Origin of the sequence: Cellulosimicrobium protaetiae (assembly GCF_009708005.2) — a bacterium.
In the GTDB taxonomy this organism is placed as follows: Bacteria; Actinomycetota; Actinomycetes; order Actinomycetales; family Cellulomonadaceae; genus Cellulosimicrobium; species Cellulosimicrobium protaetiae.
The window spans coordinates 4251701-4278017 of record NZ_CP052757.1 but is presented as its reverse complement, the minus strand read 5'-3'; the positions used below and the strand labels follow the sequence as shown (position 1 = coordinate 4278017).

The window sequence follows — 26317 nt, the reverse complement described above, 5'->3', positions numbered from 1 at the left end:
GGGTTCGGGAGGAGAAGTCTCAGTGCGCGGCGCGACCCACGCGCTCGTCGCCCATGTCCTCGAGCTCGATGCCCTTGGTCTCCGGGACCTTGCTGAAGACGAAGACGAACGACAGCGCCGCGAAGATCGCGTACATCAGATAGGGGATCGTGGCACCGAAGGCCGACAGCATCGGCGGGAACGTGAGGGTGATCGCGAAGTTCGCGAGCCACTGCGCCATGGCCGCGACGCCGAGCGCGGCCGCGCGGATCCGGTTCGGGAACATCTCGCCCAGGAGCACCCAGACGAGAGGTCCCCACGAGGCACCGAAGAACACGACGAACGCGTTCGCGGCAACCAGGGCGATGGGCCCCCACGGGTCGGGCAGGGTGATGTCCTTGCCGCTCCCGACGGCCTGTGTGAAGGCGATCGCCATGAGGCCGAGCGAGACCGTCATCCCCGCCGAGCCGATGAGCAGGATCGGGCGACGGCCCACCTTGTCCACGAGCGCGATCGCGATGAACGTCACCGCGACGTTCGTCACCGACGTGATCGTCGAGACGAGGAACGACTGGCTCTCGTCGAAACCGACCGCCTGCCAGAGCGTCGTCGAGTAGTAGAAGATCACGTTGATCCCGACGAACTGCTGGAACACCGAGAGCAGGATGCCGACCCACACGATCGGCTTGAGGCCGAACGTCGAGCCCTTGAGCGTCCCCTCCTGGGCGTTCTTCTCGTCGACCGCGATCGAGCGGTGGATCTGCGCGATGCGGTCGTCGACGTCCTCGTCCGGGCCCAGCACGGACTCGAGGACCGCGCGGGCCTCGTCGTCACGTCCCTTCGCCACCAGGTAGCGCGGCGACTCCGGGATCCGCAGGGCGAGGATGCCGTAGACGGCCGCCGGGATCACGCACACGAGGAACATCCAGCGCCACGCCTCCCACCCGAGCCACAGCTCGTTGGAGGCCCCGCCCGCCGCCTCCGCGAGGAGCTGGTCGGACAGCAGGGCGGCGAAGATGCCGACCGTGATCGCGAGCTGCTGCAGCGACCCCATGCGGCCGCGCAGCCGGGCCGGCGCGATCTCCGCGATGTACGCCGGGGCGATGACTGAGGCGATACCGATGCCGACGCCGGCCATGAAACGCCAGATCGCGAGGTCGAACGCCGACCACGCGATCGCAGAGAGGATCGAGGACGCGAAGAACAGGATCGCGCCGAACACCATCACGCGCGTGCGGCCCCAGCGGTCGGCCAGCCGACCGCCCGACCAGGCGCCGAGCGCACAGCCGAGGAGCGCGATCGCGACGACGAGCCCGGTGACTGCGGAGTCGAGGTCGAACTGGCCCTCGATCGCCGCGACGGCACCGTTGATGACCGAGCTGTCGAACCCGAAGAGAAACCCGCCGACCGCCGCGGCGACGGCCAGGCCGATGGCCTTGCGGTGCGCGCTGCGTGCACCTGCGGTCGCGTGACCTGCTGCGTCGCTGCTCGACATCTCGTCCTCCGCTCCGTCTCGGAGCCCGTCGAGGCCCCTCTCGTCACTGTAGGGCGGGGTGCTTTCGGCGGCGCGGCGAACGGGCCCTCGCCCGGTGGAGGCCTCGCCCGGCTGGGGGCGGCAACCGTGGCATGGCGCACGTCCGGTGCGACCGTGCCGCCGTCGGGTGGACACTGGGCGCGTGCCCGACGACGTCCCCGCCACCCCCGCAGACCGGCCCGACCCGGGTCGGACCGGTCGCACGCAACGACCCCGGCGCCCGGCGATGCTCGACCCGCGCGACGCCGACGAGCTCCCCGGAGAGCTCGACCCCGCGCTGCGCGACCAGGTCGCGCACACCACCGCGCACGCGATCGTGCACCGCGCCCGGGACACCGAGGACCCGCAGGTCGTCGAGCGACTGGTCCACCTCGTCGAGACGGAGGGGCTCGACGTCGTCGCCGGTCTGTGGTCCGACGCCGCCCCGAACTCGCTGCCGGGCGCGCTCTGGAGGCTCTACGTGCTGCGCGAGTGGGTCCGTCGCGACCCGCAGACAGTGACCCTGCGCTACCGCCTCGGCGTCGACGCCGCGCCGGTCCACGAGGCCATCGCCGGCGTCCCCCGTCCTCCCGGCCCCGAGGACGTGCGCGACCTCGCCGACGCCGTCCTGTCCGGCGTGTTTGCCGGCGACCTCGCGGTCGCGCTCGAACGCGCCGGGTCGTTCTGCCGGATCCTCGCGACCGGCGCCGCGTTCGACGCCGACGCGCGCGAGGTCGCCGACCCCGACGGCGCGCTCCGCATGACCCGCGGCGCCGGGTCGCTGCTCCGCACCGCGCAAGAGCTCGAGCACGCCGCCGAGCTCTGGCGCGCCGACCGCCTCGACTGAGCCGCCAGCCGCCGAGGGAGAACCCCGTTCCGCCGAGTTGGAACCGTGGTCGCGCAAGATAGAACTGCAGTCCGCCGAAGTAGAACCGTGGTCCGCCGAAGTAGAACCGTGGTTGCGCGAAGTAGAACCTTGGCTTCTTGCAGCCGACGGCGAAGGGTCGCCTTGGGTGGTCGGGGTGTGTGGTGGTGCCGCGTCTACCATCCGCCGCTCGTTCCTCGCGGCTCCCGCCAGGCCCGCCACGACGCGGCACCACCACGCACCCCGACCGGCTTCGTCTCGACTCGGCTTTCCGGGCGAACAGGCCGCCATCGGTCCCGTTGCCTTGGAGACGCGACGCCGACAAACGGCCGGTTCCCACCGCCGTCGAGCGCGACCACGCTGTGCCCTGACCCGGCCCGTGAGGTGGCCGACCGCCGTCGGGCATCACGACCGTGGTGCTGTCTCGCGCATCCACGGTTCCACCTCGGCGAGCGATGGTGCGATCACGGCCGAGCGGTGGGGGTGGGCTCGGATGCGAAGGGGCGTCAGAGCCGCGCTCAGATAACCCACGCCCGAAAGACCGAAGGTGACGGCGCGGCAGCCCCGAGCACCGAGACCACCCCCGCCGCGGACCCGACCACGGTTCTCCTTCGGCGGACCACGGTTCTACCTCGCGCGACCACGGTTCTACCTCGTTGGGTGGCGGGTGCTCAGGGGCGGAGGGTGCGGGAATGACGGGCGTGGCGCACGTCGGGCGGGTGGGTTCTCGCGGAGCGCGAACACGGGGGCGGGGGAGTACCTCGGGGGCCGGGCGGCACGTACGATGGTTCACGACGCCGGGCCGCGGTAGCCCCGGGCTCCACACTCAGCCGCTACGAGCGGCCACGCGCCGAGAGGCGCTCCCGGCCCGGCGTCGCCAACTTCTCCCGTCCGCGTCTCCTGCCGCGCCCACGTCGTCGCGCACGGACGCGACCACGCCGTCGCGCAGGGAACAGGTGGCCACCCCGGCGAGGACGCCGGGTGCGGGCTGTGAGCGTCCTGAGGATCCGGGACCTTCGCCCCGACGATTCCTGCATCGCCCCGAGCGTCGGCTACATTTGACGAGAGTTCGACGTGCGTTCATCCAGAGATCATCCGACCCGAGATCGTGACCACCCCGGCCGTCCGGCCCGCCCGGCAGCCGAGCGGCCAGTGCGGCCGACGCCAGCTCAGACCCCTACCCCGCGTCCCTTCCGGAGCCTCCCGTGCGCCTGCGCCTGACACCGCGCGACACCTCGTTCTTCGACCTTCTCGCCGCCTCGGCGCAGCACCTGGTCACCGGGTCAACGCTCCTCGCGGAGCTGCTGGGCGCCGACCGTCCGACGCGCAAGCAGCTCGCGAAGCAGCTCAGCGAGACCGAGCACCTCGCGGACGACGCGACGCACTCGATCATGCGGCGGCTCAACCAGACGTTCGTCACGCCGTTCGACCGGGACGACATCTACGCCCTCGCGTCGGCGCTCGACGACTGCATGGACTACATGGAGGAGGCGGCCGACCTCATCGTCCTCTACAAGGTCGACGAGCTCCCGGCCCGGGTGTCCGAGCAGGTCCAGGTGCTCCAGCGCGCCTCGGAGCTCACGGCCGAGGCGATGCCGCGCCTGCGCTCCATGGACGACCTCCCCGAGTACTGGGTCGAGGTCAACCGTCTCGAGAACCAGGCCGACAAGGTCCACCGCAAGCTCCTCGCCGAGCTCTTCGACGACGTGTCCGACCCGGTCCTCCTCATGAAGCTCAAGGAGATCGTCGAGGTCCTCGAGCAGGCGGCCGACGCGTTCGAGAAGGTCGCGAACACCGTCGAGACCATCGCCCTCAAGGAGTCCTGAGCGCCGTGGAGGTCGTGCTCGTCGTCGTCGTCGTGGCGTTCGCCCTGGCGTTCGACTACACCAACGGTTTCCACGACGCCGCGAACGCCATCGCGACCTCGGTCTCGACCCGGGCGCTCACGCCCCGGGCAGCGCTCCTCATGGCCGCGGTGTTCAACCTCATCGGCGCGCTGCTCGGCACGGCCGTCGCGCAGACGATCGCCGAGGACATCGTGGCCGTCAACGACGTGCCGCCCCACCAGGGCCTCGTGATCGTCCTGTGCGGGCTCATCGGCGCGATCACGTGGAACCTCATCACGTGGTGGCTGGGGCTGCCGTCGTCGTCGACGCACGCGATCATCGGCGGTCTCGCGGGCGTCGGCATCGCGTCCGGCATCACGGTCCACTGGGACGCGATCCTCGACAAGGTCGTGCTGCCCATGATCTTCTCGCCCCTCATCGGCTTCGGTCTTGCGTTCGCGCTCATGGTCCTCGTGCTGTGGATCTTCCGGAACGCGGCCCCGGCCCGGGCGTTCCGCCGGTTCCGCATCGCGCAGACCGCCTCGGCGGCGGCCATGGCGCTGGGGCACGGCCTCCAGGACGCGCAGAAGACCATGGGCGTCATCGTCCTCGCGCTCGTCGCAGGCGGGTTCCAGGACGACAACACGATCCCCCTGTGGGTCAAGCTCTCCGCCGCGACCGCGATCTCGCTCGGCACGTACGCCGGCGGGTGGCGCATCATGCGCACGCTCGGGCGCAAGATCATCGAGCTGGACCCGGCGCGCGGCTTCGTCGCCGAGTCCGTCTCCGCCGTCGTGCTGTACGCCAACGCGTTCATCTTCCACGCACCGGTCTCCACGACGCACACGATCACGTCCGCGATCATGGGCGTCGGGGCGACGAAGCGGCTGTCCGCCGTGCGCTGGGGCGTGGCCAAGAACATCGGTGCCGCGTGGGTGCTGACCATCCCCGCGGCCGCGCTCGTGGCGGCGGTCGTCTACTGGATCCTCAGCCCGATCCTGCTCTGAGCCCACGCGTTCAGTGCAGCGGCGGCGCGACCTTCTCCGCGGCGACGACGCGCGGGCCCTTGGGCGTGCGGGCCACGTGGGCGACGATCATCTCGCCCGGCTCGAGGAACGGGTCGTGCGTCGGCAGGGCGTTCGCGACGGGCCGCCGCGAGTGCTGCCCGAGCACGTCGAGCACTGTGGGCAGCACAGGCCGGTGGGTGCACAGCACCGACGACCGCTCGGCCTCGAGGAGCTCGCGGACGGTCCGCGCGACGCGCGCGGGGGAGCGCTCGTGCTGCGCCTCGGTGAGGTGGTCGATGCTCACCGTCTCCAGCCCTGACGCGCCCGCGTAAGGAGCGATCGTCTGGGCGCACCGGTCCCAGCGGCTCGTCACGACGGTCTCGACCCCGTACGCCGCGAGCACGGGCACCAGGGCGACGGCCTGGGCGTGCCCCGCCGGGGTGAGGGGGCGGTCCTGCTCGTCGCCGTGCCACGCGGCGCGCGTGACGGCCTTGCCGTGCCGGGCGATGACGACGACGTGCGTCGCGAGCCGTCCCTCGTCCCGCTCTCGGACGAGCGCCTCGAGCGGGGCGCGGTCGGCGCGGCGCGTGAGGCGCTGGGCGGCGGCGTCCACCGAGAGCCACGCGGCGGCGTCGATCTCCTGCGGCGACACGGGCGGGACCGGAGCGCGGGCGGCGAGCGCGCCGGCGTCCGCCTTCCGTGACGCCTTGCGCGCGGCCCAGTAGTGCACGCGCTTCACGCGGCCCTCGGGCGTGAGGTACTGCAGGCCCGGGAGGGGGACGCCCAGGACGACGGGTCGGCCCGTCTCCTCGGCGACCTCGCGCGCCGCAGCGGCCTGGAACGTCTCGCCCGGGTCGAGCTTGCCCTTGGGCCACGACCAGTCGTCGTAGCGGGGCCGGTGGACGAGGCGGACCTGCAGGTCGTCGTCGCGCACGCGCCACACGAGCGCACCGGCGGACTCGATGACCGGGGCGTGCGAGACGTGCGTCGGGCCGAGCGTGTCCACGAGGGGCACGCCGCTGCGCAGTGCGGAGGAGGGCACTCCCATCCGCTACCGCCTCCCGACGAGCCGGCGGCGCTGTCGCTGCACGAGGCTCGCCTGGAGGTCGACGAGGGGCGTGCCGTCGGGGCCCGACCGGGGCCGGTGCCACGTACCGTCGGCGTCGAGGTGCCACGACGCGGTGCGCTCGGACATCGACGCGTCGAGCAGGTCGAGCAGCTCCATGACCTGGTCGGGGTCCGTGATGCGCACGAGCGCCTCGACGCGGCGGTCGAGGTTGCGGTGCATGAGGTCGGCCGAGCCGATGAACACCTCGGGCCCGCTCTCCGGCCCCTCGCCGATGGCGGGGCCGGCGGAGTTGGCGAACGCGTAGATGCGCGAGTGCTCGAGGAACCGCCCGAGGATCGAGCGCACCCGGATGTTCTCGCTGAGCCCGGGGACGCCGGGGCGGACCGCGCAGATGCCGCGGACGACCAGGTCGACCTTCACTCCCGCCTGCGACGCACGGTAGAGCGCGTCGAGCGTCGTCTCGTCGACGACGGAGTTGACCTTGATCTTGACCCACGCCTCGTGGCCGGCGAGCGCGGCGACCGCCTCGCGGTCGATGCGCTCCACGAGCCCGGACCGGACCGTGCGCGGCGCGACGAGCAGGCGGTGGAACCGTGACTGCGGCGCGTACCCGGAGAGCTGGTTGAACAGGCGAGTGAGGTCCTGCCCGACGTCGGGGTCGCACGTGAGCAGGCCGTGGTCGGTGTACAGGCGTGCGGTCTTCGGGTGGTAGTTGCCCGTGCCGACGTGGCAGTAGCGCCGCAGGCCGTCCGACTCCTGGCGCACGACGAGCGAGAGCTTGCAGTGCGTCTTGAGCCCGACGATCCCGTACACGACGTGCACGCCGGCCTGCTCGAGCTTGCGCGCCCAGGAGATGTTGGCCTGCTCGTCGAACCGCGCCTTGATCTCGACGAGCGCGAGCACCTGCTTGCCCGCCTCGGCGGCGTCGATGAGCGCGTCGACGATCGGCGAGTCGCCCGACGTGCGGTACAGCGTCTGCTTGATCGCGAGCACCGACGGGTCGGCCGCGGCCTGCTCGAGGAAGGTCTGCACGGACGTCGAGAACGAGTCGTACGGGTGGTGCAGCAGGACGTCGCGCTCGCGGATCGCGGCGAACACGTCGGTGGGCTGCGCGCTCTCGACCTCGGCGAGGAGGCGGTGGGTCGTCGGGACGAACGGCGGGAAGTGCAGGTCCGCGCGGTCGAGGTCGGCGATGAGGTTGAGTCCCGTGAGGTCGAGCGGCTCCGGGATCTCGTACACCTCCTCCTCGACCACGCCGAGCTCGCGCACGAGCAGGGCGCGGATGCGCGGGCTGATCCCCGGCGTGAGCTCGAGCCGCACGGGCGGCCCGAACCGGCGGCGCAGGAGCTCCTTCTCCATCGCCTGGAGCAGGTTCTCGGCGTCGTCCTCCTCGACCTCGACGTCCTCGTTGCGCGTGACGCGGAACAGGTGGTGCTCGCGCACCTCCATCCCGGGGAACAGGTGGTCGAGGTGCTGGGCGATGACCTCCTCGATGGGGACGAACGACGTCGGGCCGCGGTCCGACGCGGTCTGGGAGGTGGGCGCGCTCGGACGGCCGCGCGCGTCCACGGCGATGAACCGGGGCAGCAGCGGCGGCACCTTCACGCGCGCGAAGTGCTCCTTGCCCGTGGTCGGGTTGGCGACCACGACCGCGAGGTTGAGCGACAGGCCCGAGATGTAGGGGAAGGGGTGCGCCGGGTCGACGGCGAGCGGCGTGAGCACCGGGAAGATCTGCTTGCGGAAGAACTTGTGCAGGCGCTCCTGCTCGCGCGTCTCCAGCTCGTCCCAGTGGACGAGCGTGATGCCCTCCGCGGCGAGGGCCGGCTGCACGTCGTCGGCGAAGACGCGCGCGTGCCGCGCCATGAGCTCGTGCGCGCGCTCGCTGATCGCGTCGAGCACCTGGCGCGGCGAGAGACCCGACGCCGCCGTGACCGCGATGCCGGTCGCCATGCGTCGCTTGAGGCCGGCGACCCGGACCATGAAGAACTCGTCCAGGTTGGAGGCGAAGATCGCGAGGAACCGCACGCGCTCCAGGAGCGGCTGGCCCGGGTCCTCCGCGAGCTCGAGCACCCGCTGGTTGAACGCGAGCCAGCTCAGCTCGCGGTCGGCGAACCGGTCGTCGGGCAGCGGACCGAGGTCGAGCTCCGCGCCGACCGGCTCGATCTCGGGTTCCTCCGCGATGTGCTCGGCGATGTGCGCGGCGAGGTCCGGGTCGAGCGTGCGCTGCGTGGACGTGTCGGTCATGGGTTCATGGTGGCACCAGTTGGTGAACGGTGCGTGACACGGGTCACCGGGCGGTCGGGCGCGCGTACTGCACGTGCACCGCGCGGCGGGTGAAGCCCGCGCGCTCGTACGTGCGCACCGCGGGCACGTTGTCGCCGTCGACGTACAGCACCGCGGTCGTGGCACCCCGGTCCGCGAGGTGCGCGAGCCCGACGGCGGTCAGCAGCCGGCCGAGCCCCTCGCCCTGGGCGGTCGGGACGACGCCGACGACGTAGATCTCGCCCTCGTGCGCGCCGTCGGGCTGACCGGCCGGGATCTTGGTCCAGACGAACCCGACGAGCTCGGCGGCACCGGCGTCGGGTCCGGGGGTGCGTTCGAGGAGCAGGAGCCCGGCCGCGTCGAACCAGTCCTCGCGCATCCGGGCGTGCAGGTCGTCGACCGTCAGCCGGCCCTGCTCGGGGTGGTGCGCGAACGCCGCCGCGTTGGCGGCGACCCACGCGGCGTCGTCGTCCCCCGGCACGAACGCGCGCAGCCGCACGCGCGCGGGGACGTCGGGGCGCACCGTCGGCTCGCCGAGGGGCCGCTCGAGGACGAGCAGCTCGCGCACGACGTCGTACCCCGCCCGCGCCGCGAGGCCGCGGGCCGCGGGGAGGTCGCCGTGGGCCCAGACGCGGAGCGGCGGGCGCGGCGCCCGGGTGGGCTCGCCGTCGGTCTCCGCGCCGTGGCGCGGCTGCCCGTCGTGGTCGTGGTCGCTCGGGTGCGGCTGCCCGTCGTGGTCGCGGTCGTGGTCCGGGTCGCTCGGGCGGGGCTCGGCCGCGCGGTCGGCCGCGCTGCCGAGCAGGTGGAACCCGAGCCCGTGCCGCCGGTGCTCGGGGCGGACGACGAGCTCGGCGCTCGGTGCCTCGCCGCGCTTGTCCACCTGGGCGTACCCCGCGAGCTCGCCCGCGCGCCACGTGAGGAGGTGCACGACGTCGTCCGTCGCCGCACGCAGGTTGAGCAGCGGCTGCTCGGAGAGGGGAGCGACGCCGTCCTCGCGCTCGGCCGCCGCGGCGAGGTCGTGGACCTGGGCGATCTCGACGTCGTCGATGAGTGGCCCGATGTGCCAGAGGATCGCGGTCTCCACCGGTCCATCTTGCCCCCGGGCGCGGGCCACGGCCGAACGCGGGGGCGGCTCGGCACGCATCGTGGCTGGTCGGGAAGGTTCCCGGGCGGGTGACGGTTGTCACGATCGACCGGTTCGCGGCATCGACGACGGAGGGGGGCGCCATGGGGGCGTGCGCGGTGGAGGAGACGACCGAGGTGGTGGTGGCCGGGGCCTCACCCCGGGCGGCGAACGCGAGGCCGGTCGAGGGTGGTCCGTCGCCGTCGCCGTCGCCGTCGCCGTCTCTCGGTGAGCCGCGCGAGCCGGCGATCTGGTCGCGCAACTTCCGCTATTACTTCACCGCCCGCAGCGCTGGCCTGCTGAGCTGGGCGATGCTGCCCGTCGCCGTCTCCGCCGGGCTGCTCAGCTCGGGGTACGGGCTGGCCGTCGCGGGGTACGCCATGGCGTTCCTCGTCGCCCCGTTCGCGGGCCTCGTCCTGTTCGGCGGCGTGCTCGCGGACCGGTTCACGGCACGCCGGATGATGATCGTCGCCGACGTCGCGAACCTCGCCGCGCACGTGCTCCTCGCGGTCCTGTTCGTCCGGGGCATCGACCACCTGTGGCACCTGTACGCGCTGCTCGTGGTGGCGGGCACCGCCAACGCGCTGTTCCAGCCGGGGGCCGCGTCGACCGTCCCGCTCGTGGCCCGCGACGTGCAGGGTGCGAACGGGATCCTGCGCACCTCCGAGGCGATCACGGGCCTCGGCGGCCCGGCGCTCGCGGGCGTCCTGGTCGGGTTCGGGTCGACGGGCTGGGTCATGATCCTCTCCGCCGTGGCGTACGGGACGAGTGCGGTGTGCCTCCTCGCGCTCCGGCTCGGCGTCGTGCCCGCGCCCCCGGCCGGGGCGGGGCTCTGGCACAACCTCGCCGTCGGCTGGCGCGAGTTCCGCTCCCGCACCTGGCTGTGGGGCGTGATCGTCATCTGGATGGTCTACGCCGTGCTCGCGTGGGGCCCGCAGCTCCCCGTGGCGGCGGGCGTCGTCGTGCCCGAGCACGGCGCGACGGCGTTCGGCGTCCTCAACAGCGCGCTGGGTGTGGGGACGGTCGTCGGCGGTCTGCTCGCGATCCGCTTCAAGCCCCGGCGACCGCTCGCGGCCGGGGCGGTGGCGCTCGTCGCCTACCCGCTCTACCCGCTCGGCCTCGTGCTCGGCTGGCCGGTGGGGGCGCTCGCGGCCGCGCAGGTGCTCGTGGGCGTGGGGGTCGGCGTGTGGGGCGTCATGTGGGCGACGAGCGTGCAGACCCAGGTGCCGGGCGACGTGCTCAACCGGGTCCACGCGTACGAGGTCGCGGGGTCCGTCGGCATGTACCCGATCGGTGCCGCCCTGGCCGGCCCGGCCGTCGCGGCGTTCGGGACGGACCGGGTGCTCCTGGTCGGCGCGGTCGTCGGGACCCTCACGGTCGTCGCGCTCCTGGCGGTCCGCCCGATCCGCACGCTGCAGCGCGTCCCGGACCGCACCTGACCGCACCCGACACCCCGGACGGCTCCGGCGCGCCCTCGAGAACGACACCGCCCGCCGTCGAGCACGACATGGGGGTCGTCATCGACCCGACAACGACCCTCATGTCGTGTTCGGCACATCACCGGGTGGCGGGGAAGGTTCGGCGGGGCCGGGTCGTTGAGGGCGTCGTGAGCCAGGTGACGGACGTGCGGGGGGGCGGTGGGCGCGGACGCGGGGACGGTCGGTGGCCCGGGGGACTTCGTGCGCGACGTCGTCGTCGTCGGTGCCGGGCAGGCGGGGCTGTCCGCGGCCTACCACCTGCGCCGTGCCGGGCTGGACCCGCTCGTGCTCGACGGCGGTCGCGGCCCGGGCGGGGCGTGGCAGGAGCGTTGGGACGCGCTGACCATGGCCGAGACGCACGCCGTGCACGACCTCCCGGGCGTCCCGCTCCCGGCCGGCGACCCCGCGGAGCGCGCGAACGTCGCCGTGCCCCGCTACTACGCCGCGTACGAGCGCGAGAACGACCTGCGCGTCGTGCGCCCGGCGACGGTCGACGACGTCGCGCAGGACCCCGACGACCCCGCGCTGCTGCGCGTGCGTGCCGCGGTCGGCGGCGGGACGGACGCGCGCGGGCTGGTGGTCCGTACCCGCACCCTCGTCAACGCGACGGGCACGTGGACCCGGCCGTTCTGGCCCCGCTACCCAGGCATGGAGACGTTCCGCGGGCGCCAGCTCCACACGCACGACTTCCGTGCCGCCGAGGACTTCGCCGGGCAGCACGTCGTGGTCGTGGGCGGTGGGGCGTCCGCGACGCAGCTGCTGCTGCAGATCGCCCCGCACGCGTCGGGCACGACGTGGGTCACGCGCCGTGATCCCGTCTGGGTCGAGGAGGACTTCTCTCCCGAGCTCGGCCGCGCCGCCGTCGCACGCGTCGCCGAGCGGACGTCCGCCGGGCTCCCGCCGGGGAGCGTCGTCTCCGTCACGGGCCTGCCGCTCACGCCGCGCTACCGCGCGGGGATCGCGAGCGGGGTGCTGCGCCGTCGGCCGATGTTCGACCGGGTGACCCCGTCGGGTGTCGAGTGGGCGGCCGGCGCGAACGACGACGGACTGCTCTTCCAGCCCGCCGACGTCCTCCTCTGGGCCACCGGGTTCCGGGCCGCGCTCGACCACCTCGCGCCGCTCGCGCTGCGCGAGCCCGGCGGCGGGATCGTCCTCGACGGCACGACGGCGGCGCGCGACCCCCGCGTCCAGCTCGTCGGGTACGGGCCCAGCGCGTCGACGATCGGCGCCAACCGGGCCGGACGCGAGGCCGCGCGCGGTGTCCTGCGTGCTCTCGGACGGCGCCCGGACCGTGACGGCGCGGCAGGATCTCGGCGACCGGTGGCGGCGTAAGGGCTCGTCAGGGCGGTCCGCCGCGGCCTACGGTGCACCCGTGACCACCGAACCGCCCGCCCCCGAACCGTCGACCGTCCCTCCCGGTCCCGTGACCAGCCCTGACGTCCCCGTCCTCCCGTCGCAGCGCCGCACCCTCACGACGCTCGCCGCGACGCAGGTGCTCTCGGGGGTCGGCGTCGCGAGCGGGATCGCGGTCGCGCCGCTCGTCACGTCCGCGCTCTCGGGGTCCGACGCGATCGCGGGGCTCACCTCGACGTCGGGCGTCGTCGGCGCCGCGCTCGTCGCCCTCCCGCTCGCGCACGTCGCGGGGCAGCGCGGGCGGCGGCCGTCCCTGCTCCTCGGCTTCGGCGTCGCGACGGGCGGTGCCGTGCTCGCGACGGTGGCCGTGCTCGTGGGCTGGTGGCCCCTGCTCGTCGTGGCGATGCTGCTCTTCGGGTCCGGGACGGCGGCGGGCCTCGCGTCCCGCTTCGCGGCGACCGACCTCGCGACGCCCCAGCGTCGGGCGCGCGACCTCTCCGTGGTCGTGTGGGCGACGACGGTCGGCTCCGTCGTCGGCCCGACGCTCGCCGGGCTCGCGGACCGCGTCGCAGGTCCCAGCCTGCGCCTCGGTGGCGACGCGCACGCGCACCACGGCTCGACGGCGCCGAGCGCCGCTCCGTTCCTCCTCGCGGCGGTCGCGTTCGCGCTGGCCGCGACCGTCGTCGTGGTGTGGCTGCGGCCGGACCCGCTGCTCGCGTCGCGCGCGTCCGCCGACCCGGTACAGGGGACCGGGTCGGGTGCGTCCCCCGCGGCGGGGCCGGGCGGCGGCAAGGGATCGTCGTGGCGCGACGGGCTGCGCGCGGGCTGGGCCGTCGTCTCGGCCAGCCCGACGGCGCGCCTCGCCCTCGGTGCGATCGTCCTCAGCCATCTCGTCATGGTCGGGCTCATGTCGATGACCCCCGTCCACATGAACCACGGCGGTGCGACGCTCCAGGTCGTCGGGCTCGTCATCAGCGCGCACATCGCGGGCATGTACGCGCTCAGCCCGGTGGTGGGGTGGCTCGCGGACCGGGTCGGGCACGCGCGCGTCCTCTACGTCGGGGGCGCGCTGCTCCTCGCCGCCGCGGTCGTGGTGGCGGGCGCGCCCGGGGAGGACTCGGCGCGGCTGACGGTGGGCCTCGTGCTGCTGGGGCTCGGGTGGTCGTGCGGGCTCGTCGCCGGGTCGGCGCTGCTCGTCGACGCCACGCCCGGGCCGGCGCGCACGTCGGTGCAGGGCCTCTCCGACCTCGCGATGAACACCGGCGGGGCCGTCGGCGGCATCCTCGCCGGCGCGATCATCGGGTTCTCGTCGTACGGTGCGCTCGCGTGGGGCGCGGCAGTCCTCGTCGTCGTCTGCGCGGTCGTCGCCGCACCGCTGGCGCGGCGGGCCACCCTCCGCTGACGGCGGCCGACGAGCGGTCGAGATCGGCGGTTGCGGCCGAGATCGGCGGTCGCGGTTGCCGATCTCGGCCGGGAGTGCCGACCTCGGCCGTGAGCACCGACCTCGGCCGTGAGCACCGACCTCGGCCGGGGGCGCCGATGCCCGGTCAGGGACGGAGCGCGGCGGGGAGCGCCGTGTGCTCGTCCCGGCGGACGGCGCCGGCCTGCGCCGGGGTGAGGAAGAGCGCGCGTGAGAGGTCGGCGCCGCGCGCGTCGGCTCCCCGGAGGTCCGCACCGAGGAGGTCGACGGCGTCGAGGCGGGACCCGCGCAGGTCCGCGCCGAGCAGCAGCGCACCCCGGAGGTCCGTCCCGGAGAGGTCGAGCCCGCGCAGGTCCGCGCCGACGAGGTCGGCGCCCGGACGCAGGCGGCGGCGCGCACCCGCCGTGGCCCGCCGTCGCGTGGAGCCACTGCCCGCGTCCGGCCGAGCCGCGTCCCGTACGAGCGCGCTCGCGCGGTCGACGAGCGGTCCGACGTCGCGACGGACGGCCCCGACGTCGAGCGCGCGGAGGTCGGCCGGGGCGAGGCCCGCGAGGGGAACGGTCCTGTCGAGGGCCCGCCGTGCGTCGTCGTGCACGGGCGCCGCGGCGGGCAGCGACAACACCTCGGCGAGATACCAGAGGAGCTCGTGGATCTGCGTGACGACGGGGAGCGCGGCGAACGCGTCGAGGGCGGCGACCGGGTCGTCGCGCCAGGTCGCGCCGTCGTGCGCGGACCGGACCGCGGCCGTCACGCGCTGGCCCGCCCCGAGGCAGTCGTAGGCGACGCACCCGGGGAACCCGGACTCGCGCAGCCCGGCGTGGATGCGGCAGCCGAAGTCGTCGCGCAGGTTCGGGCACGGGGTGCCCGCGGGCTTGTCGATCGCGAAGTCGGCGGAGCGCACCAGGTGCAGGCCGACGCAGCACAGGCCGGTGCAGCGCGAGCAGTCGCTGCGCAGGTCGAGCTGCTCGACCAGGAGGGAACGGTCGTCGGCCGCGGGGACGGGGGGCATCTCTCGACGCTACGCCGTCCGTGGGCCGCCCGGCACGCGCATATCGACCGCCGAGCGCGGGCCTGCCCGTGCACGAGGACGGGGTCGGTGCCGCCGTCGCGCGGACGACGACACCGACCCCGGTGCTCGACGAGCGGCCTGTCAGTCGTCCGAGGACGACGGCTTCTGCAGGCCCGCCGAGATGAGCTCCATGACGGACGAGTCGGCGAGGGTCGTCGCGTCGCCGACGGTGCGGTTCTCCGCGACGTCGCGCAGCAGGCGGCGCATGATCTTGCCGGACCGGGTCTTGGGCAGCTCCGGCACGACGAGGATGCGCTTGGGCTTGGCGATCGGGCCGATCTCCTTCGCCACGTGGTTGCGCAGCTCGGTCTGCACGGCGGCGGCGCCGTCGGCGTCCGCCGCCCGGGCCGCGTGCTCGCCGCGCAGGATGACGAACGCGACGACGGCCTGGCCCGTGAGGTCGTCGCTCGCGCCGACGACCGCGGCCTCCGCGACGATCTCGTTGGACACGAGCGCCGACTCGATCTCCGTGGTCGAGAGACGGTGGCCCGAGACGTTCATGACATCGTCGACGCGCCCGAGGAGCCAGATGTCGCCGTCCTCGTCCTTCTTGGCGCCGTCGCCCGCGAAGTAGATCCCCGGGAAGCGCGACCAGTACGTGTCCTTGAAGCGCTCGAGGTCGCCCCAGATGCCGCGCAGCATGGACGGCCACGGCTCGGACAGCACGAGGTACCCGCCGCCGCCGTTCGGCACCGAGTGCGCCTCGTCGTCGACGACGTCCGCGACGATGCCCGGGAGCGGCACCTGGGCGGAGCCCGGCTTGGCCGCCGTCACGCCGGGGAGCGGGGAGATCATGATCGCGCCGGTCTCGGTCTGCCACCACGTGTCGACGATCGGCGTGCGGTCGCCGCCGATGACGCGGCGGTACCACATCCACGCCTCGGGGTTGATGGGCTCGCCCACCGACCCGAGCACGCGCAGCGACGAGAGGTCGAACCTCGCCGGGATCTCCTCGCCCCACTTCATGCACGCGCGGATCGCGGTCGGCGCGGTGTAGAGGATCGAGACCTTGTACTTCTCGACGATCTCCCACCAGCGGCCCTGGTGCGGGGAGTCGGGCGTGCCCTCGTAGATCACCTGGGTCGCGCCGTTGAGCAGCGGCCCGTAGACGACGTAGGAGTGGCCGGTGACCCAGCCGATGTCGGCCGTGCACCAGTAGACGTCGCTCTCGGCCTTGAGGTCGAAGACGTTGCGGTGCGTGTACGCGGCCTGCGTGAGGTAGCCGCCGGTCGTGTGCAGAATGCCCTTGGGCTTCCCGGTCGTGCCGGACGTGTAGAGGATGAACAGCGGGTGCTCGGCCTCGACCCACACGGGCGTGTGCGTCGTGTCGGCCGACTCGAGCGCGTCGTGCCACCACACGTCGCGGCCCTCGGTCCAGGCGGTGTCCTGGCCGGTGCGGCGCACGACGAGCACGTGCTCGACCGTCGTCGGGTCCGCGCCCTCCTTGGGTGCGATCGCCTCGTCCACCGCCGGCTTGAGCGCGGAGGCCGCGCCGCGGCGGTACCCGCCGTCGGCCGTGATGACGAGCTTCGCCTCGGCGTCGGCGATGCGGCTGCGCAGCGCGTCGGCCGAGAACCCGCCGAACACGACCGAGTGCGGGGCGCCGATCCGCGCGCACGCGAGCATCGCGACGACGGCCTCGACGACCATCGGCAGGTAGATGACGACGCGGTCGCCCGTCTCCACGCCGAGCGCCGCGAGCGCGTTCGCCGCGCGCGACACGTCGCGCTGCAGCTCCGCGTACGTCACCGTGCGCGTGTCGCCCGGCTCGCCCTCGAAGTGGATCGCGACCCGGTCGCCCAGGCCCGCCTCGACGTGACGGTCCACGGCGTTGTACGCGGCGTTGAGCGTGCCGTCCGCGAACCAGCGCGCGACGGGAGCCTGCGACCAGTCGAGCGTCTCGGTGAACGGCGTCCGCCATGTGACGAGGTCGTTCGCCTGCCGCGCCCAGAACGCGAGCCGGTCGGCCCGCGCCTCCTCGTAGAGCGCGGGCTGCGCGTTCGCCTGCGCGGCGAACTCCGGGCTCGGCGGGAAGCTCCGGGTCTCGTGGAGGAGGTTCTCCAACCCGGGCTGAGCAGTGGTGGACTCGTTCTCTGGCACGCTGACCTCCGGTGCGCATCGACTCTGGTGCGGCGCCCGCGCGTGGGCCACCGGGGGAGCGGAGGCGGACGCAGGGCGGCCGGACGCCCACCGTGGCGGGCCCCGACCTTCGGGAGTCTAGACCCGTTGTCGTGAGCGCGGTCACAGAGGTCCACTATTCGGCGGGATCGCTCGCAAATGCCCCGAGGGTGGGAACCGCGCCGCGCGCGCGGACCCGGAGCCAGCCCGCGTCAGCGCGCCCGGCGCTGGCGCACGGCCTCGTAGAGCACGACGGTGGTGGCGCTCGCGGCGTTGAGCGAGCTCGCCGTGCCGAGCATGGGGATGCTCACCATGACGTCGCAGGCCTCGCGCCAGCCCGCGCTGAGACCGGTCGTCTCGTTGCCGGTGAGGACGAGCGTCGGGCCGGTGAGGTCGTGCTCGGCGAGCTCGACGTCGCCGTGCTCGTCCGTCCCGAGCAGGGTCAGCGGGACCCCGGCGGAGCGCTGTGCGGCGACCCAGTCGAGGACGTCGCGGCCCGCGGGGACGCGGACCGTCGGCACGGAGAAGATCGAGCCGGTGCTGGCGCGCACGGCGCGCGGGTCGTACGGGTCCGCGGCGTGCCCCGCGACGATCAGGCCGCGGCCCCCGAACGCGTCGAGCGACCGCGCGACCGTCCCGACGTTCCCTGGGCTCGTGGGCCGGTCGAGCACGACGCCGAGGAACGCGGTGTCGTCCCCCGAGTCGCGGCCATCCGCGGCGATCCGACCCAGGTCGTCGGGCGGCGTCGCGACGATCGCGAGCAGCTCGGGCGCGTCGTCCTCCTTGCCGCCGAGCTCGCGCATCAGCTCCGACGACACGGCGAACCGCTGGGTACGCACCCGGTCGAGCATCGCGTGCGCCCAGCTCGACAGCGACCGGTCCGCGTCGACGAGCCACGTCCGCACGGTCCAGCCCGACTCGACGGCGAGCGTGATCGGGCGCACCCCCTGGACGAGCGTCTCGCCCGCGCGGTGCCGCTTGGTGCGGTTGGTGAGCAGCGCCTCCCACTGCTGGAACGCGGCGTTACGGGTGGTGACGCGCTGCATACTAACCCCTAGTCAACGATGTGACGGTGATGGCTTCGTTGCCCCGCTCACGCGGCGAACCGTGCCCGAAGCTGCGATTCCAAATCGCCCAGTTCAGGGCACCCCGTGGCCAAGGACTGCCATCCCGCTGCAAGGCTCTCCGTGATCAATCGCGCCCGACCCTTGCCCGGAAACTTGCTGTCCGCGTCCGTCGTCATCCCATCAAAGTACAGTTCTTTGGGGTCCCTCTCCGCGCGAACTGCACTCCATTGCGCGTTGAGCTTGCTGCGAGAACCCCACAGTGCCCAGACCTCAAGTTCTTGAACCGCGAGCACTACCACGACTTTTCCCAAGACATTCGACGGCAACTTTGCAATCTTCTCGTCAAAGGAGTGCCGACGGTTCTTGCGGCCTTCCTGCCCATCGCAGCAGTCAAGATCCAGCGCAAAAATAAGTAGATCGCCAATGGCCGCATATCGTGTGGCGATGCTCTCAAATTGCGCCTCCACGTCCCCAATGCCGTTCAGCCTGGGATTGGATACGACCTTCACCTGCGATCGCGGCTTTCCAAGATGACCAAGCAGAGCCTCAATAACCGGCTTTGCGACATACTGATCGAGTGTGTGGTCCTCACAAACGACGAAGACTCGAAAGGACATCACATTCCTGCCGCAAGTTGGAGCCAGCCCTCTACCTGTAAATCACCAAGCGATTCGTGCTTCCGGACTTCTTCGAAGCTGGGAAGACTCTTGATCAGCACAGGGCGTGATGACTGATTTTCCTCATCCCATCCGATCACAACGGCGGATTCAACCGCGCGCTCACCGGCGTAGTCGAGGACGGCCGGACTGTGGCTCGACGCGATCACCTGCACCTGTGAATCGGCCGTTGCCTGCTCAAGCATCTGAACAAGCAGGGCGACTCTCGAAGGATTAATTCCGTTCTCAATCTCCTCGACGACCAGTGCGCGGCGCCCTGGAGTGGCAGTGGCCACAAGGGCCAACGCGGCGAAGCGCAGCGTTCCGTCCGAAAGTGAGGGGGCCGCAATTGGATCATCGTAGGGCTCCTCCCGCACAGCAAAGATAACTTCCCCTGTGGGCGTCTGCTGTGTGAGGACCTCTGTGATGGTTCGCGGGGTGATCTCTCCGAGCCACGACTTTAGCGCCGCCATCGAGTCCCGCGCATCTGAGTCTACAAATTCCTCCAACTGCGATCTGCCGCTTTCGGAGACGAATCGGAACTGCGGTGCATTTGCCCGGTCCCAAAGGTTCGCCACAACCGATGCAAAGTTTTCTCCGTGCTCGCCGAGGTCAGCCCTACCTCGAGGGGAATACTGGCGAAGGACTTCAGGGCGAAGTTCCAGCGGAGTAATCGCGGCGAACTCCTCGCGGACCAAGTCTGCGACCTCTTCGTTCGCGCGCGACTCGGCGCGCCTTCCGGTGAACTGGCTCAAGATGAACTCATGCGGGGAGAAGTCGCGACGCGGGTTTAGTCCGCGGCTCATTTTGTGGAATCGGGCGGTTATGACCGGTGACTCTTCAAGTTGATCCAGTGGGCCAGTGTCGGGCTTCGTGGAGAAGACATAGCTGCCGGCGTGTGATGATGACCGCAGCTCCTCGTTTACCACTCGATACTTGGAGGCGTCAATTTCTACGTCGTACTGAATTCGCGTGTAGCCATTCCGAATGATCGCCGAGATGGAGAATATCTGCGAGCCGCTAAGGAAATGTGTTATCGCGCCTGCCCCACCCCTTACGCCGGCGACTGCTGTCGCTGTCGTGGCGCCAGGGAGGGCGTGGCCCTCAAGTGCATCTCGTACGGACCGCCCCTCGCCAATTGCACGAAGCAGCCGCAATGCGTCAAAGAAGTTGCTCTTGCCTGCTCCGTTCGCTCCAATCACGAGCGTGAACGGAGCCAAGGGAATTCTGGCATTAGCAAAGCTCTTGAAATTCTTCAATGAGAGCGACTCGAGCATGCGCCTTCCTTGCGTATCGCGTGCGAAAAGTCTCGGGCATCAGCCGACCGGTTTGGCAAGGTGGCTGGTTTGCTCTGATCGACGACCACTATAGGCCCTCCATGCCGGTGCAACGCTAGGGCAACGCCGTTTCGATCTCGTTCGCCGCTTTGGGTTACTCGGCGGCACGCTCCACCGCCGCCGCGACGAGCGTCGTGACCTCGGGGTTGAACACGCTCGGGATGATGTAGGTGGGGTTGAGCTGGTCCTCGTGGATCGCGGACGCGAGGGCGCGGGCCGCGGCGAGCAGCATCGCGTCGGTGATGCGGTGCGACTGCGCGTCGAGGAGGCCGCGGAACACGCCGGGGAACGCGAGGACGTTGTTGATCTGGTTCGCGAAGTCGGAGCGCCCGGTGCCGACGATCGCCGCGTGTCGTGCCGCCTCGACCGGGTCGACCTCGGGGCGGGGGTTCGCCATCGCGAAGACGATCGCGCCGGGCGCCATGCGCGCGACGTCGTCGCCGGTGAGGACGTCGGGCGCGGACACGCCGATGAACACGTCCGCGTCCACGACCGCCTCGCGCAGCGTCCCGGTGACGCGCCGCGGGTTCGTGTTGACCGCCGTCCACGCGAGCGACGGCGACAGACCCGGCCGCGCGGGGTGGACGACGCCCTCGATGTCGGCGACGACGACGTCGTGCGCGCCCGCGGCGAGCAGCAGCTTGAGCACCGCGGTCCCGGCGGCACCGGCGCCCGACAGCACGATCCGCACGTCCGGCAGGTCCTTGCCCACGACCTTCAGCGCGTTCGTCAGCGCCGCGAGCGCGACGATCGCCGTGCCGTGCTGGTCGTCGTGGAACACGGGGATGTCGAGCTCGGCGCGCAGCCGTGCCTCGATCTCGAAGCAGCGCGGCGCCGAGATGTCCTCGAGGTTGATGCCCGCGAACACGGGCGCGATGGCCTTGACGGTGCGCACGATCTCGTCGACGTCGGTCGTGTCGAGCGCGATGGGGAACGCGTCGATGCCGGCGAACCGCTTGAACAGCGCCGCCTTGCCCTCCATGACGGGCAGCGAGGCGAGCGGGCCGATGTCGCCCAGCCCGAGCACGGCCGAGCCGTCGGTGACCACCGCGATCGTGTTGCGCTTGATCGTGAGGCGGCGCGCGTCGTCGGGCTTGGCCGCGATGGCCTCGCACACGCGCGCGACGCCGGGCGTGTAGATCATCGACAGGTCGTCGCGGTTGCGGATCGGTACCTTGGACTCGATCTGCAGCTTGCCGCCCAGGTGGAGCAGGAACGTGCGGTCCGAGACGCGGTCGACGACGACGCCCGGCAGCGCGCGCAGCGCCTCGACGATCTGCCCGGCGTGCTCCTCGCCGCGCGTCGCGACCGTGACGTCGACCGTGATGCGCTCGTGGCCCGACGCCGTGACGTCTAGGGCGGAGACGATCCCGCCCGTGTGCTCGATCGCCGTCGTCAGCTCGCTCACGGCGGTGGGGCGCGCCTCGACCTGGAGGCGGACGGTGATGGAGGAGGAGACACTCGGCGCTGACGTCATGGGCCCCAGTATCGCGCGGCGACCACGCGCCCGGCACGACGACGGCGCCCCCTCAGGAGCGCCGTCCCGCCAGCATCGTGGCGGCTATCAGGCGTGCAACCGTGTCCGCTGCAACGGTCCGGGGTGGCCGTCGTGGCCGGGTCCCGTCCGGTCAGCGAGTCCCTACGTGGACTTCCAGCGCGTGGGTACCGCCGCGATGCTGTTGTCTCTCCATCACAGCCCGGGCGGGAGGGGATCGCAACCCGTCGGCCCCGACTTCCACACCCTGTTCTACGACCGTTCGAACACGACGGTGCGGTTGGTCCAGGAGGTCCGGATCGGCCGTCCGCGCTCAGCCCCGGCGGCGCAGCGCGCGCCACACCAGCCAGGCCACGACGCCGAGCGCGACGACCCCCGCCGCGGCGAGGGCCGGCGTCGACCCGGCGAGGTGCGACCGCAGGGCGACGGGCTTCGAGAAGGTCAGGGCGCCCCAGCCGTGCTCCGCGGCGAGCCGGCGCAGCGTCCGGTCGGGGTTGACGACGAACGCGTGCCCGACGGCGCCCAGCATGGGGGCGTCGGTCACGGAGTCGGAGTAGGCGTAGCTCGCCTCCAGGTCGTACCCCTCGCGCTCGGCGAGCTCGCGGAGCGCGAGGGCCTTGTTCTCGCCGTACGCGTAGAAGTCGATCGCGCCCGTGTACCGGCCGTCCTCGACGGCCATGCGCGACGAGATCGCGTGGTCGGCGCCCAGCACCGCCGCGATGGGCTCGACGACCTCGCTCCCTGATGCGGACACGATGACGACGTCGTGCCCGTGCTCGTGGTGGGACTCGATGAGCTCGACCGCCTCCGCGTAGACGACGGGGTCGATGTGCTCGTGCAGCGTCTCCTCCACGATGCGCGACACCGTGGCGACGTCCCAGCCGGTCACGAGGCTCGACAGGTGCGCGCGCATCCGCTCGGTCTGGTCCGCGTCGGCCCCGCCGACCATGAAGAGGAAGTGCGCGTACGCGCTGCGCAGCACGTCCCCGCGGTTGATGAGGCCGCCGGCGAAGAACGGCCGGGAGAACGCCGCGGCCGACGACGTCGCGATGATCGTCTTGTCCAGGTCGAAGAACGCGGCGACCCGGCCGGCGCGTGGCGATCCGGTGGGATTCGTCGGGTCCGGGAGCGGGGTCACGGTCGCGAGCCTAGCCGCGGATCGTGGCCGTCCACAGGAGCGCTCGCCGGGGCGCCCGTCCACAGGTCGCGCGGGCGGCCCGACGACGCCCGGCCCGTCACGGCAGGGTGGGCCGCGGTCCACGGACGGCAGGGGGAGGACGCGATGGGCGGTGCGGTCGTAGCGGTGGTCGGTGCACGCGGCGGGGCGGGGGCGAGCGTCGTGGCCTCCTCGCTCGCCCGTGCGGCGGCCCGACGCCGCGCACCCACGTGCCTGGTGGACGTCGCGCTCGTGGGCGGGGGCCTCGACGTCCTCCTCGGCGTCGAGCAGGACCCGGGCGTGCGCTGGCCCGACCTCGCCGACGCGCGCGGACGGCTCGACGGCGAGGACCTGCTCGTGCGCCTGCCCCGGTGGGGCACGGTCCCGGTCGTCAGCACCGAGCGCGGTGGCGGCCCGGAGCCCGCGGCGCTCGCGGACGTCGTGGCGGCGCTCGCCGAGGTCACGTCGGCCCGGTCGGGGGTGCTCGTCCTCGACGTCGACCGGGCCGCGCTCGGCACGGGCGCCGCTGCCGCGGGCCTGCTCGGGGCGTGCGACGAGGTGCTGGTCGTGACGCCGCTCGACGTGGCCGGCGTCGCGGGCGCCGCCGCGGTGCGCGACCGACTCGTCGGCCCGGCAGCGCTCGTCCTGCGCCGGCCGGCCCCGGGGCGGTTGTCCGGCGGGGAGGTCGCGGACGCCGTCGGGCTGGACGTCGCCACGATCGTCGGCTGGGACCGGGCGCTCGCGGGCGCGATCGAGCGCGGTCAAGGACCGTGCGTCGGGCGCGGGCCGGTCGTCCGCGCGGGTCGGGAGCTCGCGGAGCGGTACCTGGGGAGCGGTCGGTGAGCAGACGGGAACCTGCCCCGGGCCGGACCGAGCGAGGGCGCGGTCCGTTGCTCGACGGCGTCCGGGAGCGACTCGTCAGGGCCGGCGCCGAGCACGGTGCCGGTGCGGTCGCGGCGCCGGACGACGTGGCCGTCGCCGACGCGCTGCGGGCGTCCGGGCGGGTGCTCGGCGCGACCGCGCTGCGCGAGCTGACCCGCACGGCGCACGCGGAGATCTTCGGTGCCGGTCCGCTCCAGCGCTACCTCGACGAGCCGGGCGTGACCGACGTGCTCGTCAACGGGCCGGAGGAGGTCTGGGTCGACCGCGGCGCCGGTCTCGAACGGGTCGTCGTCCCGCTCGGCGGGCCGGAGGCAGTCCGGTCGCTGGCCGTCCGGCTCGCCGCGGCGGGCGGGCAGCGTCTCGACGACGCCTCGCCGGTCGTCGACGCGCGGCTCCCGGACGGGACGCGGCTGCACGCCGTGGTGGCACCCGTGTGCGGGGAAGGGGCCGTGATCTCGTTGCGCGTGCTGCGGACGCGGACGTTCGGGCTGGCCGACCTCGTCGCGTCCGGCACGGTCCCGCGCGCGTGGGAGCCGGTCCTGCGCGGGCTCGTCGCCCGCCGCGCGAGCGTCCTCGTGTCCGGCGGGACCGGGACCGGCAAGACGACGCTGCTCGCCGCGCTGCTCGCGCTCGTCCCGCCCGACGAGCGCATCGTGTGCGTGGAGGAAGCGCGCGAGCTCGACCCCGACCACCCGCACGTCGTCCCGCTCACCGCCCGGCGGCCGAACGTCGAGGGCGCCGGCAGCGTCGACCTCGCCGACCTCGTGCGCGCCGCGCTGCGGATGCGCCCCGACCGCATCGTGCTGGGCGAGTGCCGCGGCGCCGAGGTGCGCGAGGTGCTCATGGCGCTCAACACCGGTCACGAGGGTGGGCTGGCGACCATCCACGCCAACGACGTCGAGGTGATCCCCGCCCGGCTCGAGGCGTTGGCGGCGCTCGCGGGGATGGACCGCGCCGCCGTGGCGGCCCAGGCCGTCGGCGGCCTCGACGTCGTGCTGCACCTGCGCCGGGTACGTGCGGGCGGCACGACCCGGCGCGTGCTCGCCCAGATCGGGCTCGTGCGCGGCGACGAGCAGCGCGGGCTGCGCGTCGACGTCGCGGGGTCGTGGGACGGGGCGCCGGGGCGGTCGGGGTGGTCGCCGGGCGTCGCCGCCGTGCCCGTCGGAGGGCCCTTCGGGGGTCCACTCGCCGTTCCCGTCGCCGTTCCCGTCGCCGTGCCTGTCGCTGTGCCTGTCGCCAGGCCCGTTGCTGGGCACGTCACCGGGCCCGTCGAGGGCCCGGCCTGGGACGAGCTCGTGGGCCGGTGGTCGGTGTGAGGTCGACGTGACGGTGCTCGTGGGGGTGCTCGTCGGGGTCGCGGTCTGGTGCGCGGTCGCACGGGGAGGTCGGTCGGCGCGCACGGTCGTCGGTCCGTCGCCGCGGCGCGCGGGTCGGCCGTCGTCCCTCCGACGGCGGACGCGGGCGCCGGGCGTGCCGGAGCTCGTGCGGGTCGTCGTCACGCAGGTGGGTTCGCTCCTGCGGTCCGGCGCCGCGCCCGGCGCCGCCTGGGAGAGGGCGGTCGGGGTGCGGGTAGACGACGCCGGCGTGCCCCGGGTCGCCGACCTCGCGCCGCACGTGGGCGGGCTCGCGACGGCGCACGCCCTCGCGGCCGCCTGCCGCCTGGCGGTCGAGGTCGGTGCGCCGCTCGCGTCGGTGCTCGACGAGGTCGCGGCCTCCGTCGCCGCGGACGCCGAGGCCCGCGCGGAGCGTGACGCCGCGCTCGCCGGGCCGCGGACGACCGCGCGCGTGCTCCTGTGGCTCCCGGCCGTCGGGGTCCTGCTCGGGTACGTCCTCGGCGCCGACCCGCTCGGGACCGCGACCGACGGTGGCCTCGGGACCGCCGGGGTGCTGCTGGGCCTCCTCCTGCTGCTCGCGGGACGTGCCTGGTCGTCGCGGCTCGTCGAGCGCGCGCGCTCCGTGGGGGAGGACGGGTGACGGCGCTCCTGGTGGCGGCATGGGTCCTGGCCGCGACGACGCCGTGGTGGCTCGCGCGCTCCGCCGTCGGGCGACGGGTCGTCGGCGTGGCCCGACGTGGGGAGAGCACGGGCGGCCGTGACGTCGCGGCCGGCGCGGGTGGGCGGTTCGCCGGGGGCGGGAGCCATGGACGCCGGGACCGCGCCGAGCCCGTGGTCGAGACCGGCGTGCTCCTCGAGCTCCTCGCGGCGGCGGTCCGGGCCGGCGCTGCGCTGCCCCGTGTCCTGGACGTGGTCGGGTCGTGCGTCGGCGGTCGCGAGGGCGCCGGGCTGCGCGCTGCCGGTGCGGCCCTCCTCCTCGGCTCCTCGTGGGACGCGGCCTGGGCCGGTGCCCCGCCGCGGCTCGAGGTCGTGCAGCGCGCGCTGCGCCCGGCCTGGCTGCACGGAGCAGCTCCCGCTCCCGCGCTGCGTGCCGCGGCACAGGCGTCGCGACAGGACCGGACCGCGGCCGCCAAGGCCGCCGCGGCGCGCCTCGCCGTGCACCTCGTCCTCCCGCTCGGGGCGTGCTTCCTCCCCGCGTTCGTGCTCGTCGGATTGGTGCCGGTCCTCGTCTCGCTCGGGTCGGGACTGCTGGGCAGGTAGTCGCTCCCGTCCCGTGCGGCGTCGCTCCGGGCCGGCGGACCGGCTCAC

21 protein-coding genes are annotated in these 26317 nt (G+C 73.2%); 10 read left to right on the top strand and 11 right to left on the bottom strand.

The genetic code is table 11. The annotated features are described in order from the left end of the window. Positions 1–19: 19 nt before the first annotated feature. Entirely contained in the window at positions 20–1474 is a 1455-nt protein-coding gene (locus tag FIC82_RS18370) for a sugar porter family MFS transporter (protein ID WP_154799438.1), read from the bottom strand. Between the two features lie 265 nt (positions 1475–1739). Between FIC82_RS18370 and FIC82_RS18365 the strand changes: the two genes are divergently transcribed. The 3 genes from FIC82_RS18365 to FIC82_RS18355 all read left to right on the top strand — a co-directional run bounded on the left by FIC82_RS18365 (position 1740) and on the right by FIC82_RS18355 (position 5190). Further along, on the top strand, positions 1740–2339 hold the full coding sequence (locus FIC82_RS18365; protein WP_154800541.1) for a hypothetical protein: 600 nt from the start codon (positions 1740–1742) through the stop codon (positions 2337–2339). A 1223-nt stretch (positions 2340–3562) separates the two neighbouring features. Beyond that, a complete protein-coding gene (locus tag FIC82_RS18360) occupies positions 3563–4183 on the top strand; it encodes a DUF47 domain-containing protein (RefSeq protein WP_021482999.1) in 621 nt (206 codons plus the stop codon). Between the two features lie 5 nt (positions 4184–4188). Continuing rightward, positions 4189–5190 (top strand): inorganic phosphate transporter, encoded by a 1002-nt coding sequence (locus FIC82_RS18355; RefSeq protein ID WP_168732087.1) that lies wholly within the window; start codon positions 4189–4191, stop codon positions 5188–5190. A 10-nt stretch (positions 5191–5200) separates the two neighbouring features. Here the strand turns inward: FIC82_RS18355 and FIC82_RS18350 are convergent, their stop codons facing one another. Genes FIC82_RS18350 through mshD form a run of 3 tightly spaced genes read right to left on the bottom strand, consistent with a single transcriptional unit; the run spans position 5201 to position 9605 of the window. Beyond that, entirely contained in the window at positions 5201–6238 is a 1038-nt protein-coding gene (locus FIC82_RS18350) for an NUDIX hydrolase (protein ID WP_154799437.1), read from the bottom strand. 3 nt (positions 6239–6241) lie between these two features. After that, positions 6242–8503 carry an RNA degradosome polyphosphate kinase gene (locus FIC82_RS18345; protein WP_154799436.1) on the bottom strand — a complete coding sequence of 754 codons (2262 nt, stop codon included), beginning with the start codon at positions 8501–8503 and terminating at the stop codon, positions 6242–6244. 43 nt (positions 8504–8546) lie between these two features. Continuing rightward, positions 8547–9605: a mycothiol synthase gene (mshD, locus tag FIC82_RS18340; protein ID WP_253691277.1), complete on the bottom strand. Its 1059-nt coding sequence runs from the start codon at positions 9603–9605 to the stop codon at positions 8547–8549. Positions 9606–9694: 89 nt separating this feature from the next. Between mshD and FIC82_RS18335 the strand changes: the two genes are divergently transcribed. The 3 genes from FIC82_RS18335 to FIC82_RS18325 all read left to right on the top strand — a co-directional run bounded on the left by FIC82_RS18335 (position 9695) and on the right by FIC82_RS18325 (position 13877). Then, positions 9695–11083 carry an MFS transporter gene (locus FIC82_RS18335; RefSeq protein ID WP_216609935.1) on the top strand — a complete coding sequence of 463 codons (1389 nt, stop codon included), beginning with the start codon at positions 9695–9697 and terminating at the stop codon, positions 11081–11083. 198 nt (positions 11084–11281) lie between these two features. Continuing rightward, positions 11282–12454, top strand: coding sequence for an FAD-dependent oxidoreductase (locus FIC82_RS18330; protein WP_253691276.1), 1173 nt, complete (start codon positions 11282–11284; stop codon positions 12452–12454). A gap of 40 nt (positions 12455–12494) precedes the next feature. Further along, positions 12495–13877 carry an MFS transporter gene (locus FIC82_RS18325; RefSeq protein ID WP_168732086.1) on the top strand — a complete coding sequence of 461 codons (1383 nt, stop codon included), beginning with the start codon at positions 12495–12497 and terminating at the stop codon, positions 13875–13877. Between the two features lie 145 nt (positions 13878–14022). On the opposite strand, the gene FIC82_RS18320 is transcribed toward FIC82_RS18325, so the two are convergent. From FIC82_RS18320 to FIC82_RS18290, 7 genes are all read right to left on the bottom strand, one after another. Then, a complete protein-coding gene (locus tag FIC82_RS18320) occupies positions 14023–14904 on the bottom strand; it encodes a pentapeptide repeat-containing protein (protein WP_154799434.1) in 882 nt (293 codons plus the stop codon). A gap of 141 nt (positions 14905–15045) precedes the next feature. Next, entirely contained in the window at positions 15046–17064 is a 2019-nt protein-coding gene (gene acs / locus FIC82_RS18315) for an acetate--CoA ligase (RefSeq protein WP_253691275.1), read from the bottom strand. A 230-nt stretch (positions 17065–17294) separates the two neighbouring features. After that, positions 17295–18128: an RNA methyltransferase gene (locus FIC82_RS18310; RefSeq protein WP_154799433.1), complete on the bottom strand. Its 834-nt coding sequence runs from the start codon at positions 18126–18128 to the stop codon at positions 17295–17297. A 47-nt stretch (positions 18129–18175) separates the two neighbouring features. Beyond that, positions 18176–18766: a hypothetical protein gene (locus FIC82_RS18305; RefSeq protein WP_154799432.1), complete on the bottom strand. Its 591-nt coding sequence runs from the start codon at positions 18764–18766 to the stop codon at positions 18176–18178. Beyond that, entirely contained in the window at positions 18766–20082 is a 1317-nt protein-coding gene (locus FIC82_RS18300; protein WP_154799431.1) for an AAA family ATPase, read from the bottom strand. The genes FIC82_RS18305 and FIC82_RS18300 overlap by 1 nt, the downstream gene beginning before the upstream one ends. Positions 20083–20236: 154 nt before the next feature. Continuing rightward, on the bottom strand, positions 20237–21619 hold the full coding sequence (locus FIC82_RS18295; protein WP_154799430.1) for an NAD-dependent malic enzyme: 1383 nt from the start codon (positions 21617–21619) through the stop codon (positions 20237–20239). A gap of 331 nt (positions 21620–21950) precedes the next feature. Next, positions 21951–22775, bottom strand: coding sequence for an HAD family hydrolase (locus tag FIC82_RS18290; protein ID WP_168732084.1), 825 nt, complete (start codon positions 22773–22775; stop codon positions 21951–21953). Between the two features lie 165 nt (positions 22776–22940). Between FIC82_RS18290 and FIC82_RS18285 the strand changes: the two genes are divergently transcribed. From FIC82_RS18285 to FIC82_RS18270, 4 genes are all read left to right on the top strand, one after another. Further along, positions 22941–23636, top strand: a complete 696-nt coding sequence (locus tag FIC82_RS18285; RefSeq protein WP_253691274.1) for a CpaE-like family protein — start codon at positions 22941–22943, stop codon at positions 23634–23636. Next, positions 23633–24991 (top strand): TadA family conjugal transfer-associated ATPase, encoded by a 1359-nt coding sequence (locus FIC82_RS18280; protein WP_256390399.1) that lies wholly within the window; start codon positions 23633–23635, stop codon positions 24989–24991. Before FIC82_RS18285 ends, FIC82_RS18280 begins: the two co-directional genes overlap by 4 nt. Before the next feature lie 154 nt (positions 24992–25145). Continuing rightward, positions 25146–25649: a hypothetical protein gene (locus tag FIC82_RS18275; protein WP_253691273.1), complete on the top strand. Its 504-nt coding sequence runs from the start codon at positions 25146–25148 to the stop codon at positions 25647–25649. After that, a complete protein-coding gene (locus FIC82_RS18270; protein ID WP_253691272.1) occupies positions 25646–26269 on the top strand; it encodes a type II secretion system F family protein in 624 nt (207 codons plus the stop codon). Before FIC82_RS18275 ends, FIC82_RS18270 begins: the two co-directional genes overlap by 4 nt. The last annotated feature ends 48 nt before the right edge of the window (positions 26270–26317 follow it).

Coding starts and splice junctions, on each gene's coding strand:
- FIC82_RS18300 (WP_154799431.1), bottom strand. CDS start 20,082: ATGCTCGAGTCGCTCTCATTGAAGAATTTCAAGAGCTTTGCTAATGCC.
- FIC82_RS18320 (WP_154799434.1), bottom strand. CDS start 14,904: ATGCCCCCCGTCCCCGCGGCCGACGACCGTTCCCTCCTGGTCGAGCAG.
- FIC82_RS18295 (WP_154799430.1), bottom strand. CDS start 21,619: ATGACGTCAGCGCCGAGTGTCTCCTCCTCCATCACCGTCCGCCTCCAG.
- FIC82_RS18365 (WP_154800541.1), top strand. CDS start 1,740: ATGCTCGACCCGCGCGACGCCGACGAGCTCCCCGGAGAGCTCGACCCC.
- FIC82_RS18305 (WP_154799432.1), bottom strand. CDS start 18,766: ATGTCCTTTCGAGTCTTCGTCGTTTGTGAGGACCACACACTCGATCAG.
- FIC82_RS18310 (WP_154799433.1), bottom strand. CDS start 18,128: ATGCAGCGCGTCACCACCCGTAACGCCGCGTTCCAGCAGTGGGAGGCG.
- FIC82_RS18350 (WP_154799437.1), bottom strand. CDS start 6,238: ATGGGAGTGCCCTCCTCCGCACTGCGCAGCGGCGTGCCCCTCGTGGAC.
- FIC82_RS18370 (WP_154799438.1), bottom strand. CDS start 1,474: ATGTCGAGCAGCGACGCAGCAGGTCACGCGACCGCAGGTGCACGCAGC.
- FIC82_RS18345 (WP_154799436.1), bottom strand. CDS start 8,503: ATGACCGACACGTCCACGCAGCGCACGCTCGACCCGGACCTCGCCGCG.